The organism is Rhizobium centroccidentale, assembly GCF_030182565.1.
Taxonomy (GTDB): domain Bacteria; phylum Pseudomonadota; class Alphaproteobacteria; order Rhizobiales; family Rhizobiaceae; genus Rhizobium.
Map to the genome: position 1 here is coordinate 25,883 of NZ_JAQJCG010000005.1, position 16,839 is coordinate 42,721.

20 protein-coding genes are annotated in these 16,839 nt (G+C 58.9%); 11 read left to right on the plus strand and 9 right to left on the minus strand.

Annotated features, from left to right (window positions below; all coding sequences use genetic code 11):
- Window positions 1-265 precede the first annotated feature (265 nt).
- Window positions 266-490: a DUF1127 domain-containing protein gene (locus PH562_RS08580; protein WP_285172672.1), complete on the minus strand. Its 225-nt coding sequence runs from the start codon at window positions 488-490 to the stop codon at window positions 266-268.
- Window positions 491-593: 103 nt separating this feature from the next.
- On the opposite strand from PH562_RS08580, the gene PH562_RS08585 reads away from it, so the two are divergent.
- The 5 genes from PH562_RS08585 to PH562_RS08605 all read left to right on the plus strand — a co-directional run bounded on the left by PH562_RS08585 (window position 594) and on the right by PH562_RS08605 (window position 2,973).
- Window positions 594-1,484 carry a LysR family transcriptional regulator gene (locus PH562_RS08585; protein WP_285172673.1) on the plus strand — a complete coding sequence of 297 codons (891 nt, stop codon included), beginning with the start codon at window positions 594-596 and terminating at the stop codon, window positions 1,482-1,484.
- A 363-nt stretch (window positions 1,485-1,847) separates the two neighbouring features.
- The gene (locus tag PH562_RS08590) at window positions 1,848-2,057 is read left to right on the plus strand and encodes a cold-shock protein (RefSeq protein WP_075852595.1); all 210 of its coding nucleotides are present in this window, start codon (window positions 1,848-1,850) and stop codon (window positions 2,055-2,057) included.
- A gap of 109 nt (window positions 2,058-2,166) precedes the next feature.
- Window positions 2,167-2,448, plus strand: coding sequence for a cold-shock protein (locus PH562_RS08595; protein ID WP_113229881.1), 282 nt, complete (start codon window positions 2,167-2,169; stop codon window positions 2,446-2,448).
- Window positions 2,449-2,476: 28 nt separating this feature from the next.
- Window positions 2,477-2,767: a 30S ribosomal protein S21 gene (gene rpsU, locus PH562_RS08600; protein ID WP_113229882.1), complete on the plus strand. Its 291-nt coding sequence runs from the start codon at window positions 2,477-2,479 to the stop codon at window positions 2,765-2,767.
- Window positions 2,764-2,973, plus strand: coding sequence for a hypothetical protein (locus PH562_RS08605; protein ID WP_113229883.1), 210 nt, complete (start codon window positions 2,764-2,766; stop codon window positions 2,971-2,973). The genes rpsU and PH562_RS08605 overlap by 4 nt, the downstream gene beginning before the upstream one ends.
- A gap of 153 nt (window positions 2,974-3,126) precedes the next feature.
- Here PH562_RS08605 and PH562_RS08610 read toward each other — a convergent pair whose 3' ends face one another.
- Window positions 3,127-3,783 carry a dihydrofolate reductase family protein gene (locus PH562_RS08610; protein WP_285172674.1) on the minus strand — a complete coding sequence of 219 codons (657 nt, stop codon included), beginning with the start codon at window positions 3,781-3,783 and terminating at the stop codon, window positions 3,127-3,129.
- A 227-nt stretch (window positions 3,784-4,010) separates the two neighbouring features.
- Here PH562_RS08610 and PH562_RS08615 point away from each other — a divergent pair, with 227 nt between their 5' ends.
- The 6 genes from PH562_RS08615 to PH562_RS08640 all read left to right on the plus strand — a co-directional run bounded on the left by PH562_RS08615 (window position 4,011) and on the right by PH562_RS08640 (window position 10,851).
- Window positions 4,011-5,903 (plus strand): ABC transporter ATP-binding protein, encoded by a 1,893-nt coding sequence (locus PH562_RS08615; protein WP_285172675.1) that lies wholly within the window; start codon window positions 4,011-4,013, stop codon window positions 5,901-5,903.
- Between the two features lie 2 nt (window positions 5,904-5,905).
- Window positions 5,906-7,807, plus strand: coding sequence for an ABC transporter ATP-binding protein (locus PH562_RS08620; protein WP_285172676.1), 1,902 nt, complete (start codon window positions 5,906-5,908; stop codon window positions 7,805-7,807).
- Between the two features lie 35 nt (window positions 7,808-7,842).
- A complete protein-coding gene (locus tag PH562_RS08625; protein ID WP_285172677.1) occupies window positions 7,843-8,433 on the plus strand; it encodes an NADPH-dependent FMN reductase in 591 nt (196 codons plus the stop codon).
- A 148-nt stretch (window positions 8,434-8,581) separates the two neighbouring features.
- Window positions 8,582-9,088 (plus strand): winged helix-turn-helix transcriptional regulator, encoded by a 507-nt coding sequence (locus PH562_RS08630; protein WP_113229923.1) that lies wholly within the window; start codon window positions 8,582-8,584, stop codon window positions 9,086-9,088.
- A gap of 17 nt (window positions 9,089-9,105) precedes the next feature.
- Complete coding sequence (fabF, locus tag PH562_RS08635) at window positions 9,106-10,371, plus strand: beta-ketoacyl-ACP synthase II (protein WP_285172678.1); 1,266 nt, start codon at window positions 9,106-9,108, stop codon at window positions 10,369-10,371.
- Between the two features lie 57 nt (window positions 10,372-10,428).
- Complete coding sequence (locus PH562_RS08640) at window positions 10,429-10,851, plus strand: DUF4864 domain-containing protein (RefSeq protein WP_285172679.1); 423 nt, start codon at window positions 10,429-10,431, stop codon at window positions 10,849-10,851.
- A gap of 78 nt (window positions 10,852-10,929) precedes the next feature.
- Here the strand turns inward: PH562_RS08640 and PH562_RS08645 are convergent, their stop codons facing one another.
- The 7 genes from PH562_RS08645 to coaD form a co-directional block, all read right to left on the minus strand.
- Window positions 10,930-11,820, minus strand: a complete 891-nt coding sequence (locus PH562_RS08645; protein ID WP_285172680.1) for a cell wall hydrolase — start codon at window positions 11,818-11,820, stop codon at window positions 10,930-10,932.
- A gap of 253 nt (window positions 11,821-12,073) precedes the next feature.
- Window positions 12,074-12,499, minus strand: coding sequence for a VOC family protein (locus tag PH562_RS08650; RefSeq protein WP_285172829.1), 426 nt, complete (start codon window positions 12,497-12,499; stop codon window positions 12,074-12,076).
- Between the two features lie 245 nt (window positions 12,500-12,744).
- A complete protein-coding gene (gene tgt / locus PH562_RS08655) occupies window positions 12,745-13,875 on the minus strand; it encodes a tRNA guanosine(34) transglycosylase Tgt (RefSeq protein ID WP_113229891.1) in 1,131 nt (376 codons plus the stop codon).
- Between the two features lie 6 nt (window positions 13,876-13,881).
- On the minus strand, window positions 13,882-14,967 hold the full coding sequence (queA, locus tag PH562_RS08660) for a tRNA preQ1(34) S-adenosylmethionine ribosyltransferase-isomerase QueA (protein ID WP_285172681.1): 1,086 nt from the start codon (window positions 14,965-14,967) through the stop codon (window positions 13,882-13,884).
- Window positions 14,968-15,055: 88 nt separating this feature from the next.
- Window positions 15,056-15,565, minus strand: a complete 510-nt coding sequence (locus PH562_RS08665; RefSeq protein ID WP_092715425.1) for a peptidylprolyl isomerase — start codon at window positions 15,563-15,565, stop codon at window positions 15,056-15,058.
- Between the two features lie 115 nt (window positions 15,566-15,680).
- The gene (locus PH562_RS08670; protein ID WP_285172682.1) at window positions 15,681-16,253 is read right to left on the minus strand and encodes a peptidylprolyl isomerase; all 573 of its coding nucleotides are present in this window, start codon (window positions 16,251-16,253) and stop codon (window positions 15,681-15,683) included.
- A 29-nt stretch (window positions 16,254-16,282) separates the two neighbouring features.
- A complete protein-coding gene (gene coaD / locus PH562_RS08675) occupies window positions 16,283-16,795 on the minus strand; it encodes a pantetheine-phosphate adenylyltransferase (protein WP_285172683.1) in 513 nt (170 codons plus the stop codon).
- Between the last annotated feature and the right edge of the window lie 44 nt (window positions 16,796-16,839).

Genomic DNA, 16,839 nt, shown 5'->3' on the forward strand with positions numbered 1-16,839 from the left:
CCTGCTCTTTTCGATATTGGCTGGGCCGGATCGCAATCGGTTAATGACGCCGGCGCCCCGCCTGCCTGTCCTCTCGCATTGCGGGCTCTCACAATAACCTTATGCATAAAGATGATTATTATACTTAGGTGCCAAAGCGGTTTCTACTATCTGGAACAGGGCCGCAACGTTACCGCCTCGTTTAAATACCGCTGATAGCCGCATCCAAAACACCGCTATTCAAAGGCGTGCGGCCCGATGGCTCGTGCGCCTTTGAGCGACATGCTTATCCCCAAAACCAAGACTTGTTGACCTCGGTACACGCTTCAGTGCGCGTCATGCCGATATCGCGAAGCTGATCGTCGGTCAGTTCGCGGAGGCTCCATCTTGTCTCGCGCTTTTCGAGGTAAGCCAGAAATCGCGCCAGCATACTCCGCAAAAACTTCCGCTTTGGCCGCCTCTTGCCCGCACTGGCTGCCGTCAGCATCGGCCTATCGATATCGGTGGTCATTTTCCTGCTCCTTGGGGCTCATATCAACATGGCCTCAGGATGCACTGGCTTAAGCAATGAATAAAGCTTATGGTATTTATACAATCCATAAGGAATTCTTCTGTTGCTCAATCTGGATCAGCTGGCCGCGTTTGTGAGCGTCGTCGATCTCGGCAGCTTTACGGCTGCTGCCGATAAGGTCGGACTGACGCAGCCTGCCGTCAGCCTGCAGGTGAAGCTCCTGGAGCAGCGCCTCGGCGTGAAACTGATCGAGCGTGTCGGGCGACGGGCACAACCCTCGTCGGCGGGACTTGATCTGCTGCCGCATGCGCGGCGCATCATCGAATCCTGTTCTTTGGCGGAGGATGCGATGACACCTTTTCGCGAGGGATCGGTCGGCCGTGTTCGGATCGGCAGCGGCGGCACGGCTTCGATCCATCTCTTGCCGCAAGCCATCGCCATGGCAAAGAAACGCATGCCTGATCTCGAGATCATTGTGCGCATTGGCAATATCAACGAGATTCTGCGGGATCTCGAAGCCAATGCGCTGGATCTCGCAGTAGTGGCCCTGCCCGCCGCCGGCCGCTCGCTCGAGGTCGAAGCATTCCATGAGGACGAGCTTTTGGCCGTCGCCCCCAAAGGAAGCGTAATGCCGGATGGCGGGCCTGATGTGGAATTCATGAAAGACAAGACGCTGTTGCTCTATGAAGGCGGCAACACACGCCGCGCGACGAACGAATGGTTCGAGGCAGGAGGCGTCCGCCCAGAACCGGCCATGGAATTCGGTAGCGTCGAGGCTATCAAGGAACTGGTCGCTGCGGGTCTCGGATGGTCCATCCTCCCGGACATGGCGCTGAGACGCGACAAGTCCGATCTTCTGGTGACGTCACCGCTCAGACCGAGACTGGTTCGGCAGCTCGGGATAGTCCTGCGCCGGGACAAGCATCTCACGAAGGGTCTTCGCGAAATCATGAAATCCCTTCGCGATTTTCAAGCGTCGGATCACACGGTATAGGGTAAGTGGTCGGCGGCCTTTCGCTTACGGACCAAAGAGCAGTGTCCGTAGCCTTGCTCCAAGAACAGGTCATCGACCTCGGGCAGGATAGACGATGATTCGGTCTCGGTATGTTGAAGAGATGGCTCTCGTACCTGAACAGGCCGAAGTCCGCCTCAAAAAGCCACACCACAGGCTCGAAAACTGTCATTCCGAGCACCTCTGTTGCCAAAACGTGAATTGAACCTATATAGAGCCTATCGACCATTGCTTGTGACATCGCCGAAGAGCCATCTGACTCTCGCCGGATTTCCTCTCAAATAATCGATCTAATTCCGCAAGGTATCGCGGGAGCAACAACGGTTACTACGAAAGGAAATCGTTATGAACACTGGTACTGTAAAGTGGTTTAACTCCACCAAGGGCTTCGGCTTCATTCAGCCTGATGATGGCAGCACGGACGTCTTTGTCCATATTTCAGCAGTAGAGCGTGCTGGCATGCGTTCGCTCAACGATGGGCAGAAGATCACTTACGACATCGTGCAGGATCGTAGATCTGGCAAGAGCTCGGCTGACAATCTTCGGGCCGCATAAATTTGTCACGGCTCCGCGCGACCACGGATGTACTGGCACGCGGAAACTATGACCGAGGAAGGTCGGGATACGTCCCGGCCTTTTGCTTTTCATTCAAACGGAGAACGACATGGCCCATTGTCGTTACCGGCCGGGCGACAGTGTCGTCCTGAAGCCTGGAATTTTCGGAAGCATCCAACCCGCCGGCAGCGTGGTATCTGTCATGCCGCTCTCACAGGGCGTTGTTCACTACCGCATCCGTTTCCAGAACGAGAATTTCGAGCGCAGCATCCGTCAGGACGATATCGACGTTGAGGCCTCCCCCTCGTCGCTGTCGCCCACGCAAGCCGAGATACCGCAAATATCGAAATCAAGCTGGATCAACTCGAATTCGATCCGTACCAAGAAATAAATACAGCGCGAGCTGAGAAGGAGACACTTTGCAGGTTCTGGTCAGAGACAACAATGTTGAACAGGCGCTCCGCGTCCTGAAGAAGAAGTTGCAGCGCGAAGGCGTTTTCCGGGAAATGAAAGCCCGCAGCGCCTATGAAAAGCCATCCGAAAAGCGTGCCCGCGAAAAGGGCGAGGCGGTCCGCCGTGCCCGTAAGCTTGCCCGCAAGCAGGCTCAGCGTGAAGGCCTGTTGCCGGCACCAAAGAGGAAGGTCATGACGTCAGGCCGTGGACGTCCACCATCTCTTACAAAAACTCCCGCTGATAACGGGGAAGCATGACAAAGTCGAAAGACAATCTCTTCAAGCCCGAAAAGCCCTCTGCACAGGCCAAGGCTGAGCAGACGACGTCGATTGCCAAGGGTATCGTGGCCGATGAAGCATCTGCTCGGCAGAAAAAGACGGATAGGCTTCGCGCGCTTCGTTTGGCGCAAGAGGCGGAGCTAGCACCAGCGCCGAAAGCAAAAAAGAAAAGCAAGAAGGAATAGCGACCGCCCGAGCGCGGCTCCGTTCCCTTCGATTGACTTGCGGCCGTACCCCTTGCGGATCGACAGCGCCACTGTAGGCTTGCTGTAGAGGACGGCCGCAAGAGATATATTCGTTCTCTTATGCACAGGCGGCGATGGCGCCGATCCGACTGTCTATCTAAGCCGTTTGCGGCGCTCGATTTCTTCTTCGGACGGGCTCGGCCCGACGAAGGAGCCGGTCTTCACCGGGCCATCCGGCTGATAGGTCGCAAAGATGACGCCGTTAGAGGACGACTGGGTGCGCAGCAGTTTCATTGCGGCAGGAACCGCCCCGCCGGCGAACAACTTCTTGCCGCTGCCCAGCACGACCGGAAAGATCACCAGCTTGAATTCGTCGATCAGCTCGTGACGCAATAGTGTCTGAATAAGGTCGCCACTGCCCTGAATGAGAAGATCCGGCCCCTCGCCTGTTTTCAACTCCTTGATCGCCGCCACGATATCTTTGCCGAGCGACTGGCTTTTGTTCCATTTCAGCTCGACATCGCCACGCGTTGCGACGTATTTGACAACGCTATTGAATCGCTGGCCGATTGGATCGTCGTCGCCGACATAGGGCCAAAAGGCTGCGAAAATATCGTAGGTCTTGCGTCCGAGCAGCAGATCGAACGGCTTTTCGAACAGTTCGAAGAGCGCCTTGCCAGTTTCTTCATCGGCATGAGGGAATACCCAGCCACCATACTCAAAACCGCCGGTCGGGTCCTCGTCCGGACCGCCGGGTGCCTGCATGACGCCATCGAGACTGATGAATGTTGCCGCTATGACTTTACGCATGATGTCCTCCTTTTCGGGCATGGTGCCCAGAGGACGTCTCGTCGGTTGCGATCCCGACATGTCATCGATTAATTTTTAAACACGCAATCTAACGTTCGCGTTGGACTTGTGACCGATTGACTCTTGAACGCCGCCATGGAATCGGCAAAATTCATCCTATCAATATTTTCCTTGAGATACGAACCCGTCTGCGGGCCCGCCTCGTTTAATTATGCCTGGATAAAAGCGTGAGCAGCGATTCATCAAGAAGCGCCGCGAAGCCACTGGCTTCGCGTGCGCATGTCAATGCGGTCGGTTGGGGCCAAGGCCTGTCGACGATCGTCCGGATTACCCATATGACGCTGCGCCATCCCTGGCAGACAAGCTTCGCCATTGGGGCAACTTTTGTGGCTGCAACGTTGCAGCTGACGATCCCGCGCCTGTTGGGCCGTGCCGTCGACCAGACACAGACGGCAGTCGCCGGCGGTGCAGCCGGCCAGATCGCCGAAAATGCCTTAATGACAACCGCTCTGCTGCTGCTTGTCGTCAGCATTTTGCGCGGCCTGTTCACGATGGTACAGAACTACTACAGCGAAGCCGTCGGCCATCATATGGGCTATGAGCTTCGGCTCGCCTGCTATGAGAAGATCCAGCAACTCTCTTTCAGCTTCCACGACAAGGCCCATTCCGGCGATCTCATCACGGTCGGCCTGCTCGATCTCGAAGGCGTGCGCATGTACTTCTCGACCGCGCTGGTGCGCATGGTGCTATTGACCATGCTGATCGGCGTCGGCGCCTATATGCTGCTGTCCACCGATGTCGCGCTCGGCCTGCTGGCCCTGAGCTTCGTGCCTTTCGTGGCGTGGCGCTCTTCCGTCACGCAGTTGCGGTTGCGTTCGACATGGCTAGATCTGCAGGAGCGCCTCTCGGTGCTGACGCGCGTGATGGAGGAAAATCTCGGTGGCATCCGCGTGGTGCGCGCCTTCGCCGCGCAGGCGCACGAACTCATGAAGTTTGACCGGGCCTCGCATAATGCGCTTTCCCTCGCCCACAAGCGCGTCGGCATCCGTGTCGTCAACACTAGCGCCATGAACCTCTCCTTCTTCGTGTCCATGGGCCTCGTGCTCTGGCTTGGCGGCCTGAAGGTTATCAATGACGAGATCAGTGTCGGCACGCTGGCCTCGTTTCTGACATTCATGACCATTCTGCAGATGCCGGTGCGCCAGCTCGGCCTGATGGTCAATGCTTTCGCACGCGCCTCGACCTGCGGTTCGCGCGTGTTTGAGCTCCTCGATCTCGACATTCCCATCAAGGATGCGCCGGACGCCAGGCCGCTCGTCGTGACCGAAGGCGCGCTGCGTTTCGAGAATGTCGACTTCAGCTATCCGGACTCGGAAATGCGGCCGGTGCTGAAGAATATCTGTTTCGAGGCAAAGCGCGGCGAGACGATCGGCATTGTCGGCCCGCCCGGCAGCGGCAAGTCCACCATTGCCCATCTCATTCCGCGCTTTTACGACGTCACAGCCGGGCGGATCACGCTAGACGGCCAGGATATCCGCAAGGCGACGCTGCAATCACTGCGGCAGAACGTTGCCGTCGTGCAGCAGGATTCTTTCCTGTTCACGACCAGCATCGAGAACAACATCGCCTATGGCGACCCCTGGGCGAAGGAAACCCGCATAGAGCGCGCCGCAGAGTCGGCTCAGCTGCACAATTACATTCTCGGCCTGCCGGCCGGCTATACCACCGTCGTCGGCGAGCGCGGCGTGTCCCTTTCCGGAGGTCAGCGTCAGCGCCTGACCATCGCCCGGACATTGATGCTAAAGCCGGCTGTAATGGTCTTCGACGATTCCACGGCGGCGATCGACGCTGCAACAGAACAACGCATCCGCAGTGCCATGAAACGCTTCGCGCGGGATCGGGTGACGCTGATCATCGCCCATAGGCTGAGTTCGCTGATGCATGCCGACCAGATTCTCTTCGTCGAGAATGGTGAGATCGTCGAGCGCGGCACCCATGCGCAGCTTTTGGCCGCTGGAGGCCGGTACAAGGCGCTTTACGATCTGCAGGTTCGCCCGGAGGACGATGTCATCAGAACATCGAGCGGCGGCATGCTCGAAAGGGCGAAAAGGGAGGTTTGACAATGTCGGAAATTACCGAAACCGAGCGCAATGACGTGCGCGAGGATGGTCGCCGCCCTCCCCGTGCCGTGGTCGGCTCTCATCGCGTCGAAGAGGAGATCTTCGGCAAGGTCTTCGACAGCAAGATCATCCGCCGCATATGGGCCTTCGTCAGCCCTTATCGGCGGCAGATCTACATCTCCGTTGCGGCCGTTCTGCTCTTCACCGCATCGCAGATCGTGATACCGCTCGTCATCCGCCATGCGATCGACAGCGCGATGGCGCGCGGAGCCATAGATTATTTTGCACTCTGGTTGTCTCTGGGAGTTTTCACGGCGGCCATCCTCGTCAATTACGGGGCGAGCTATGTGCAGGAAACCTATGTCGGCCAGGTCGCCGAGGAAGTGCTGTTCGACATTCGCCGGGCTATGTTTGCGCATCTGCAGCGCGTTTCGCTATCCTTCATGGACAAAACGGAGGTCGGTCGCCTGATGTCGCGCCTGCAGGGCGACGTCAACTCCATGCAGGAATTCCTTGAAACTTCAGTGCTTTCCGTCGGCGACATAGCCCTGCTCTTCGGCATCGTCATCGTCATGCTGTCGCTGGATTTCCGGCTCGGCCTGCTGACGCTTTCCGTCATGCCGATCCTTTTCATCGTACGGCTGTTCTGGCTGCCGAAGGCGCGGGTCGCCTTCATGAACGCACATGAGACCAACTCCGTCACCAGTGGCGCACTAGCGGAAGCGATCCATGGAGTGCGTGCCGTCCAGGGCATGCATCGGCAGAGCGTGAACTTCTCGCTTTTCGACGAAAAAGCCCACGCGAACCTCCAGACGCACCTGACGGCGGCGCGCTATGCCCAGGTCATGGTGCCGATCGTCGACACGCTGACCGGCATGGCCATGGCGATCGTCATCATCGTCGGCGGCTCGATGGTTCTGAACCACAGGCTCGATGTCGGCATCATGGTCGCCTTCCTGTTCTACATTCAGCGCTTCTTCGACCCGATCCGTTCGCTGACCATGCAATATTCGGTCATGCAGCGCGCCATGGCGTCCGGCCAGCGGCTGACCGAGGTGCTCGACGTTCCGGTCGACATCAAGGATGCGCCCGATGCGATCGAACTGTCGCCGGATATGGATGGCTCGGTCGAATTCCGCGATGTGATCTTCGGCTATAATCCCAAGCATCCCGTGCTGAAGAATGTCAGCTTCAGGGTCAATCCCGGAGAAACGGTGGCGTTGATCGGGCCGACGGGCTCGGGCAAGTCGAGCTCAATGGCCCTCATCCATCGCTTTTATGATGTGCAGCAGGGCCAGGTATTGGTCGGCGGTCATGACGTACGCTACCTTACCCAGGATTCACTCGGACGCCAGATTGCCATGGTGCTGCAGGAGCCGTTCCTCTTCACCGGCACGGTGCTGGAGAACATCCGCTACAACAAGACGGAGGCGACGCGCGAAGAGGTCATCGAGGCCGCCAAAGCGGTCGGCGCGCATGAGTTCATCATGCGCCTTCCGGATGGCTACGATTCCGTTCTCGGCGAGCGCGGCGGCGGCCTTTCGCTCGGCCAGCGCCAGCTCGTCAGCTTCGCCCGCGCCCTTGTCGCGGATGCCAAGATCCTCGTGCTCGACGAAGCCACTGCGAATATCGACAGCTACACCGAAATGCTGATCCAGAAAGCGTTGGTGAAGCTGCTCGAAGGCCGCACCGGCCTCGTGATCGCCCATCGTCTGGCCACCATCCGTGAGGCCGACCGCATTATCGTGCTGCAGAACGGCCAGTTGCTTGAAAGCGGCAACCACAATCAGCTGATGGCAAACGGCAAGCTTTACTCGAAGCTCTATAACCTCAATTATGCATCTTTCGACGATATTCCGGAGGAAGAGGTCTCCGCTTCGGTGCCGGTGGAGTCGCGGACGTAGAGTATTTCGCACAAACTGTGGGGGCATAATCAACAATGACCGACAGTATTCTGGTTCTCTACGGGTCCTACCGATCGGATCGTGCCGGCATTCGTCTTGCGAATTATCTCGTAACCAGTCTAGGTCAGCGCGGAAACGATGTGGAACTCGTCGACGCAAAGGCGGTTGGCCTGCCGATGCTGGATCGGATGTACAAGGAATATCCCAAAGGTTCCGCGCCCTCGGCAATGGAGCAGCTTGCCGAGAAAATTCGAACTGCCGATGCCTTCGTTTTCGTCACGGGCGAATATAATTGGGGCATGCAACCCGGCCTGAAAAACCTGACCGATCATTACCTTGAGGAGTGGTTTTGGCGCCCGGCGGCTATTGCAAGTTACTCTGCCGGCCGCCTTTCCGGCGCCCACGCGGCGGTCTCCTGGCATGGCACTCTTTCCGAGATGGGAATGGTCGTTATCTCGAGCACGCTTGTCGTCGCCAATATTTCGGCGGCATTGGACGTTGACGGCAAGCCGACGGGGAGCGGAGGCGATGCGCTGGCAAGAGCTTTCCCCCGTTTTGCCGAGGACCTCGCCTGGTGGACCGAGGCAGCAAAACAGCAGCGAGCCCGTAAGGCTCCTCCGTACTGAAAAAACCCGCGGCCTGGCCACAGCCAGACGCATTCCGCTCATTCCATCTAGCCTAGCGCGCCAGCAGATTGAGTACCTGCGTCGCGCACGTCTACCTTCGCGATAGTAACTTGCATCATGATAGTTATTTATGCTATCTGCCTCGCCCATGCAGAGAACCAGCTTCAGCAATTTCAAATGCCCCGCCGCCCGTGCGCTCGAAAGCGTGGGCGACTGGTGGAGCATCCTGATCCTACGTGATGCGCTGCAGGGATTGAGCCGGTTCGACGAATTCCAGAAAAATCTCGGCGTTGCGCCGAACATCCTGACGCGGCGGCTCAAGCATCTCACAGACGAAGGCCTGTTCGAGCGGCGACTCTATCAGGAGCGGCCGCCGCGCTACGAATATGTGCTGACCGAAAAGGGCCGGGATTTCTTCCCTGTGCTAATGGCGCTCTTCACCTGGGGCAATCGGCACTTGCCTGCCGAAGAAGTCGCAATGCGCCTCGTCGACGCCAATACCGGTGAGGATCGCGACCCGCTTCTCATCGACCGCGTCACCGGCCGCGCCTTTCAGCCCGAAGACACGATACTCGTGCCCGGGCCTGCGGCCGATGACACCGTTCATGAACGCATCGCCCAGATGAAAGCATGGTTTCTGGGCTTCGACGCCTGACATAGTAGGAGCAAGACATGGATCGTATCGTCGTCACCGGCATGGGGCTGGTTTCGCCCCTGGGCGTAGGTGTCAATGCAAGCTGGAAGAGGCTGGTCGAGGGACGCTCCGGTCTCAGGCTGCTGCCCGAGGAGATGGTGGGCGATCTCGCGGCCAAGATCGGCGGTATTGTTCCTGACATCGCTCGAGATCCCGAAGCTGGTTTTGATGCCGATCGCTATGTGCCCGTCAAAGACCAGAAGAAGATGGATCGCTTCATCCTCTTCGCCATGGCTGCCGCCGAGGAAGCGATCCTGCAGTCAGGCTGGCAACCGACTGACGTCGGCGCTCTGGAACGGACGGCCACGATCATTGCATCGGGCGTCGGTGGTTTTCCCGCCATCGCCGATGCTGTGCGCACAGCCGAAACGAAAGGAGTGCGCCGCCTTTCGCCCTTCACGATCCCCTCCTTCCTCGTCAATCTTGCCGCCGGCCAGGTGAGTATCCGCTATGGCTTCAAGGGACCGCTCGGTGCGCCGGTCACCGCCTGTGCGGCCAGCGTGCAGGCAATTGGCGATGCGGCGCGGCTGATCCGGTCCGGAGAGGCCGATGTTGCCATCTGCGGCGGAGCGGAAGCCTGCATCGACAAGGTCAGCCTTGGCGGCTTTGCTGCGGCGCGTGCGCTTTCGACAGGTTTCAGCAATCGCCCCGAGGAAGCCTCCCGTCCCTTCGACAGCGGCCGTGACGGCTTCGTCATGGGTGAAGGCGCCGGCATGCTTGTCATCGAAAGCCTCGAGCATGCGCTCGCCCGCGGCGCAACGCCGCTTGCCGAACTTGTCGGTTATGGCACCGCCGCCGATGCATATCACATGACGGCAGGGCCGGAAGACGGCGATGGTGCACGCCGGGCCATGCTTGCCGCCCTCGCCCAGGCTCGCATTTCCCCGTCCGAGGTCAAACACCTGAATGCGCACGCGACATCGACCCAGGTCGGCGACCGAGGCGAGATGGAGGCGATCAAGACTGTCTTCGGCCGCGACGGCGCGATCGCCATCAGTGGCACGAAAGCCGCGACCGGCCATCTTCTGGGTGCTGCCGGCGGCATGGAAGCGATCTTCACGATTATGGCTCTGCGTGATCAGGTCGCCCCGCCGACGCGCAATCTGCAGAATCCGGATCCCGCAGCGGAAGGTATCGACATCGTCGGCAGCACCGCGCGGCCAATGGCCATGGAGTATGCGATCTCCAATGGTTTTGGTTTCGGCGGCGTCAACGCCAGCGCCCTCTTCCGCCGCTGGCAGTAATCGCTTCTGCTTGCGATCAAAGCGCGCTAAGCTTTCTCCATATGGCTGGGGACAGACATGCGCGCTTTTTCTTTCGCCGTTTTTCTCTGCTGCTTTGCCGTTGTGTCGGTCGCTTACGCGGAAGATCCGGTGCAGACGGCACAGAGCCTCATTGAGCAACAAATCGAGGCCTTTCTGCACGATGATGCGGCGACCGCCTATTCCTTCGCCGCACCCGGCATCAAGGCGCTCTTCCCGGATAAGGACAGCTTCTTCGCCATGGTGAAGAAGAGCTACCAGCCGGTCTATCATCCCGGCAACTATGCCTTCGGCAAAAGCCGCGCGATCGACAACGGCGCAATCGTCTATCAGGAGGTGCTGATCACAGGGACCGATGATAGGGACTGGACGGCGATCTACCAGATAATTCGTCAGCCGGACGGCAGTTACAAGATCAATGGCGTGCAGATTCTTGCCAAAACGGCAAGCGAGGGCATTTGAACTGCGGCTACGCCCAAACAGCAAAACAGCGCGTCTTTCCTAGGAAAAACGCGCTGTGTGAACTGCGACCAGCTGTTTCTAACCGCGAATTCTAGCTGCACTTCCGACAGCGCTATCGCCTTCGAAGCCCGGTCGCGGCTGAGGAATGACGACCGTCGAAGCCGGCATAGGCGTATTCGTATATGTGGTCTCGCCGCTCGAAAGCGGTCCCGAAATTGCCATGTCTGTGGGTGCTGGCGTCGGGATCGGTACCGCGGCCGGGATCAGAACGGCGCTCTGCGGCATCGTCACCACCGGGTTGGAGACAGGCGTAAAGGCCGCGACGGCCGAAGTCGTCGGCGCCGGCTGCGTTTCCGGCAGGACGAACGGAGATTGCGGCGCGCCCTGCGTGGGCACGTAATTCATCGCAACCTCATAGGCCGGAAGCGGCGCGGGCGTCTGCAATTCGCCATCGCGACCACGCTTCTCATAGAACGCGTTGCCGCCGGCGTAAGCGACGTAGTGCATATTATCGTACGGGAATCTCAGGCCTTCGGTATGAAAGAACATCGCGTCCTTCACCTGGGGGTGCCGTTCGCCGCGCAGGATCTTCGAGGCAGCAACTTCGAGATCCGGCTTTGCCTGATCCTTGACTTCCCTGCTCATTACGCCTGGCGCGAACTGCTTTTCCTGAGCAACGACGCCACAGATCGTGGGCGGATAGGCACCGGAGGTCAGTCTATTCATCACGACCGTGCCAACGGCCATGTAACCGCTGGGATCGGAGCGTTCCGACTCGAAATACATTGCACGTTCGAGACAATCCTTGTCCTTCATCGTGTAATTATACGTCACTTTTGCGCCACGAATGGGCTTGGTGGTATTGCTGGGGGTGGGGGTTGTCTTCTGTGTTGTCGTACAGCTGGTAGCGGCCAAACCGACAACCAATAGCCCCGAAAGACATGCCCCGAATTTGCGTTGCGCCCTCAACGGCAAGTGCCTCCTATTTTCGGTAGTACAGCCCTTATCGATTAAGAGAATGCGTTTTAGCCGGATTTTTTCAAAATTCCAAGCGGCCACGCAATCAAATCTGCCAATGACGTTTTTCAAAGGCGGATGGACCGTTTATTCCGATTCGCTATTTTTCCCAATGCTTTATTGTCGCCAAGCTCATTTTGAAACACGACCGGAAACGGAAATTGCCCAAGGCAAGCCCGTTCCAGCTGGCTCAAAATGATGTTTGTTAAGGATAGCAATCAATCGATAATAAATGATTTACCAACAGAGCAAGGTCCATGCGCCAGCCGACTTCGATGAGAATTTGCCCCGGTGCCAAGCAATAAAACGACCAATTACCACGTATGGCCGAAGGTGGTTTCCAGATCTCGCAGCCACTCGATTTCGCCCGTTCGAACAACAGATCGACGGCCTCGCGCGAGGGCTGCATAAAGCCGATATGATAGGTATTGCGACCCACGGAGACACCATCGGCGGCGCCGAATTTCTCGACTGGCCGACTGATGACAAGTTCAAGCCCGGCATCGTCGCGAAGGATGGCGAGACCATTCTCGCTTCGCGTTTCCACTTCCGTCAGGCCGAATACGGAAACAAAAAAATCCCGCGTCGCGGCGACATCGGGAACATGCAGATCCAGGTGGTTCAGTCTCATGACAGCTCCAAAAGGCTTTCCCGCGGAGACATGTCGGTCGATCCGGCCCACGCCAACGCGAGACACTCGACCACAATGGTCAAGTTCCGCGTCGCGGGCTCTCATCACCAATGGCAAGGAGCAGTGCTTCCAGACTGGAAGGGGTTGGGCCTACCGAAACCAACCCTGCTTTTTTCGACACGCTTCTGTTAGCGCGAAATCGCCATAGCAGCAAGATCGCGTGGCGCATCCTTATCGTAGCAGGATCACACCGGCTCGAGATCGCCCCTCGCCCAATTTTCTATCGTTTCCGCCATGAAATCGGCGAAGCGGCCTTCGGCGATCGCCTGGCGAATGCCCTGCATCAGTTCCTGATAGTAGGCAAGATTGTGCCAGGAGAGCAGCATACCGCCGAGCGCTTCGTTGGCACGGACGAGGTGATGCAGATAGGCGCGGGAATAATCGCGCGAAGCCGGGCAATTGGACTGTTCGTCCAGCGGACGCATGTCTTCGGCGTGGCGGGCATTGCGGATATTCACCTTGCCGCGGCGGGTAAAAGCCAGCCCGTGGCGACCAGAGCGGGTCGGCATCACGCAGTCGAACATGTCGATGCCGCGCGCGACGGACTTCAGGATGTCGTCCGGCGTGCCGACGCCCATCAGATAGCGCGGCTTCTCCATCGGCAGTTCCGGCAAGGTGATCTCGAGCATGCGCAGCATGACTTCCTGCGGTTCGCCGACGGCAAGGCCGCCGACCGCATAGCCCTTCAGGTCCATGCCGCTCAGCGCCTGTGCCGAGCGGACGCGAAGCTCCGGCACGTCGCCACCCTGCACGATGCCGAACATCGCCTTGCCGGGCTGGTCGCCGAAGGCAACCTTGCAACGCTCCGCCCAACGCAGCGACATTTCCATGGCGCGCTCGATTTCTTTCGGCGTTGCCGGCAGAGCGACGCATTCGTCGAGCTGCATCTGGATATCGGAGCCGAGCAATCCCTGGATCTCGATCGATCGCTCCGGCGACATGTGATGCAGGCTGCCGTCGACGTGCGATTTGAAGGTGACGCCCTGCTCATCGAGTTTACGCAGACCGGACAGCGACATCACCTGGAAGCCGCCGGAATCGGTCAGGATCGGATGCGGCCAACGGATCAGCTGATGCAACCCGCCGAGGCGGGCGACACGCTCGGCTGTCGGACGCAGCATCAAGTGATAGGTATTGCCGAGAATGATATCGGCGCCAGTCTCGCGCACCTGGTCAAGATACATCGCCTTGACGGTGCCGACGGTACCGACAGGCATGAAGGCCGGCGTGCGGATGGTCCCGCGCGGCATGGAAACTTCGCCGAGGCGCGCGCCGCCATCGGTCTTCTTCAATTGAAACTGAAAGCTCTCGCTCATTTCGTCCTAGTCTTTCCGGTGGAGCAGGCTGCCATCGCCGTAGGAATAAAAGCGATAGCCCGTCTCGATAGCATGGGTATAGGCCGCGCGCATCGTATCGAGGCCCGCAAAGGCCGATACGAGCATGAACAGGGTCGAGCGCGGCAGGTGGAAATTGGTCATCAGCATGTCGACGGCCTTGAAGCGGTAGCCGGGCGTGATGAAAATGCCCGTTGCACCCTGCCAAGGCTGGATGGTGCCGTCATCAGCGGCGGCGCTTTCGATCAATCGCAGCGACGTGGTGCCGACACAGACGATGCGGCCACCCCTCGCCTTGACGGCATTGAGCTTTGCGGCCGTCGCTGCATCGACATAGCCGATCTCGAAATGCATCTTGTGGTCATCGGTATCGTCGGCTTTGACCGGCAGAAAGGTGCCGGCGCCGACATGCAGCGTCACGAAGTGCCGCTCGACGCCGAGGACATCAAGCGCGGCAAACAGTGATGGCGTGAAATGCAGGCCGGCGGTGGGTGCGGCGACGGCGCCTTCTTCCCGCGCATAGATCGTCTGGTAATCGGCGCGATCGCGCTCGTCTTCCGGGCGCTTGGCCGCTATATAGGGTGGCAGCGGAATATGTCCAACGCTGGCAATCGCCTCATCGAGAGCGGGACCGGACAGATCGAACCGCAGGGTAATCTCACCGCCCTCACCCTTTTCCTCGACAGTGGCGTCGAGCGAACCAAGCGCGCAGACATTTTCGCCGTGACCGAACTGGATGCGATCGCCAATCTTGATGCGCTTTCCGGGCTTGGCAAAGGCCTTCCAGCGATCCGGCGCGGCACGCATATGCAGCGTCGCCGAGACCTGCTGACCGGGCGCGCCCTCCCGATGGCGAATACCTTCCAGCTGCGCCGGTATCACCTTGGTATCGTTAAAAACCATAGCATCGCCGGGGCGCAGGAAAGATGGCAGATCCCGCACCTGATGGTCGCTCAGCGTGTTTGCGCCATCGTTCGGATCGACCACGAGCAGGCGCGCACTGTCGCGCGGCTCGGCGGGCCTGAGCGCTATACGCTCATCCGGCAGATCGAAATCGAAAAGGTCAACACGCATTCAATTGGTCCAGGCAGTTCATTCAGGCAAAGCGAAACCCGCCCCTCACACCAGCGGCGCAAGAGGCGGGTTTCAGGAATAATCACGATCAGACGTCGGCGGCAACCCGCGCGGATACGATCGAATCCGGATCCTTTACCGGCTCGCCGCGCTTGATCTGGTCGACGAATTCCATGCCGGAGATGACCTGACCCCAAACGGAGTATTGCTTGTTCAGCCACGGAGCGTCGGCAAAGCAGATGAAGAACTGCGAGTTGGCCGAGTTCGGGTTCTGCGAACGGGCCATCGAGCAGGTGCCGCGAATATGCGACGTCGCGGAGAACTCGGCCTTCAAATCCGGCTTGGAAGAGCCGCCCATGCCCGCGCGGCCTGGGTTGAAGGTTTCGCTACCCTGCTTGCCGAATTGCACGTCGCCCGTCTGGGCCATGAAGCCGTCGATGACGCGATGGAAGACGACGCCGTCATAGGCTTTTTCGCGCGCAAGCTCCTTGATGCGGGCGACATGCTCGGGAGCGACCTGCGGCAGAAGCTGAATGACAACCTGGCCCTTGGTGGTTTCCAGGATGAGGGTGTTTTCTGGATCCTTGATCTCAGCCATGTTCGTTTCCTTGTTCTCTCTGTTTGTGCATGATCCTGACCTGGATCATGCAGCTTGCCTTGGCGTGATCTCATCCAAAAGCCGCGCCGCGCCTTTCGGGATCATGCCCGTGAAATCACTTCTTGGTGACAGTGACCTTGAGCATCTTGTCTGGGTTGCTCACTTCACCGTTCTGGCCTTCGCCTCGCTTGATCTTGTCGACGAGCTCCATGCCCGAGACGACCTTGCCGACGACCGTGTACTGGCCGTTCAGGAAATCGCCATTGGCGAACATGATGAAGAATTGCGAGTTGGCGGAGTTCGGATCCTGGGCGCGCGCCATGCCGACGGTGCCGCGCTGGAACGGAACCTTGGAGAATTCGGCCGGAAGGTTCGGCAGATCGGAGCCGCCGGTGCCGGCCTTGTTCGGATCATACCCCTTGGAGACATTGCCATACTGGACGTCACCCGTCTGAGCCATAAAGCCATCGATGACGCGATGGAAGACGACGTTGTCGTAAGCACCCTTCTTCGCCAACGCTTCGATCTGGGCGACGTGCTTCGGAGCAACCTCCGGCATCAACTGGATGACCACCGGGCCGTCCTTGAGCTGGATGGTCAAAAGATCTGCGGCTGCGGCCGAGAACGCGCTGCCTGCGAAGGCGGCAAGGCTCAGGAATCCTGCCAATGCAATATGAAAGAGTTTCATGGATGCTCCGTTCGGGATTGGATTTGGGCTCAGCTGTTGCCGCTGGCCTTATTTTTGAGTTTGCCGTTCAGCGCTTCCAGAACCGCCGACGGCACGAAGGCGCTGACATCGCCGCCCATGGATGCGATCTGCCGCACCAATGTGGCGGTTATGGGCCGCGAGGCCGTGCCGGCGGGCAGAAACAGCGTCTGAATATCCGGCGCCATCTGCCTGTTCATGCCGGCCATCTGCATTTCATAGTCAAGATCGGTGCCATCACGCAGGCCGCGTACCAGCAAGGTCGCGCCGTGGACGCGGGCGGCATCGACGACCAGATTGTCGAAAGCGACGACGGAAATATCGCCCGCCTTTTGTGGCAAAGCCTCACCGAGCGATCTGCGGATGAGTTCCGCCCGCTCTTCGAAGGAGAAAAGCGGCTTCTTGCCAGGGTGAATGCCGATCGCAACGATCACCTTGGCGGCGACATTCAACGCCTGCACGAGGACATCCAGATGCCCGTTGGTCATCGGGTCGAAGGACCCAGGATAGAAGGCTGTCGTCATACCAAGCCGGCTCGTTGTTTCGACGCCTTTTGTCACGGATGAGG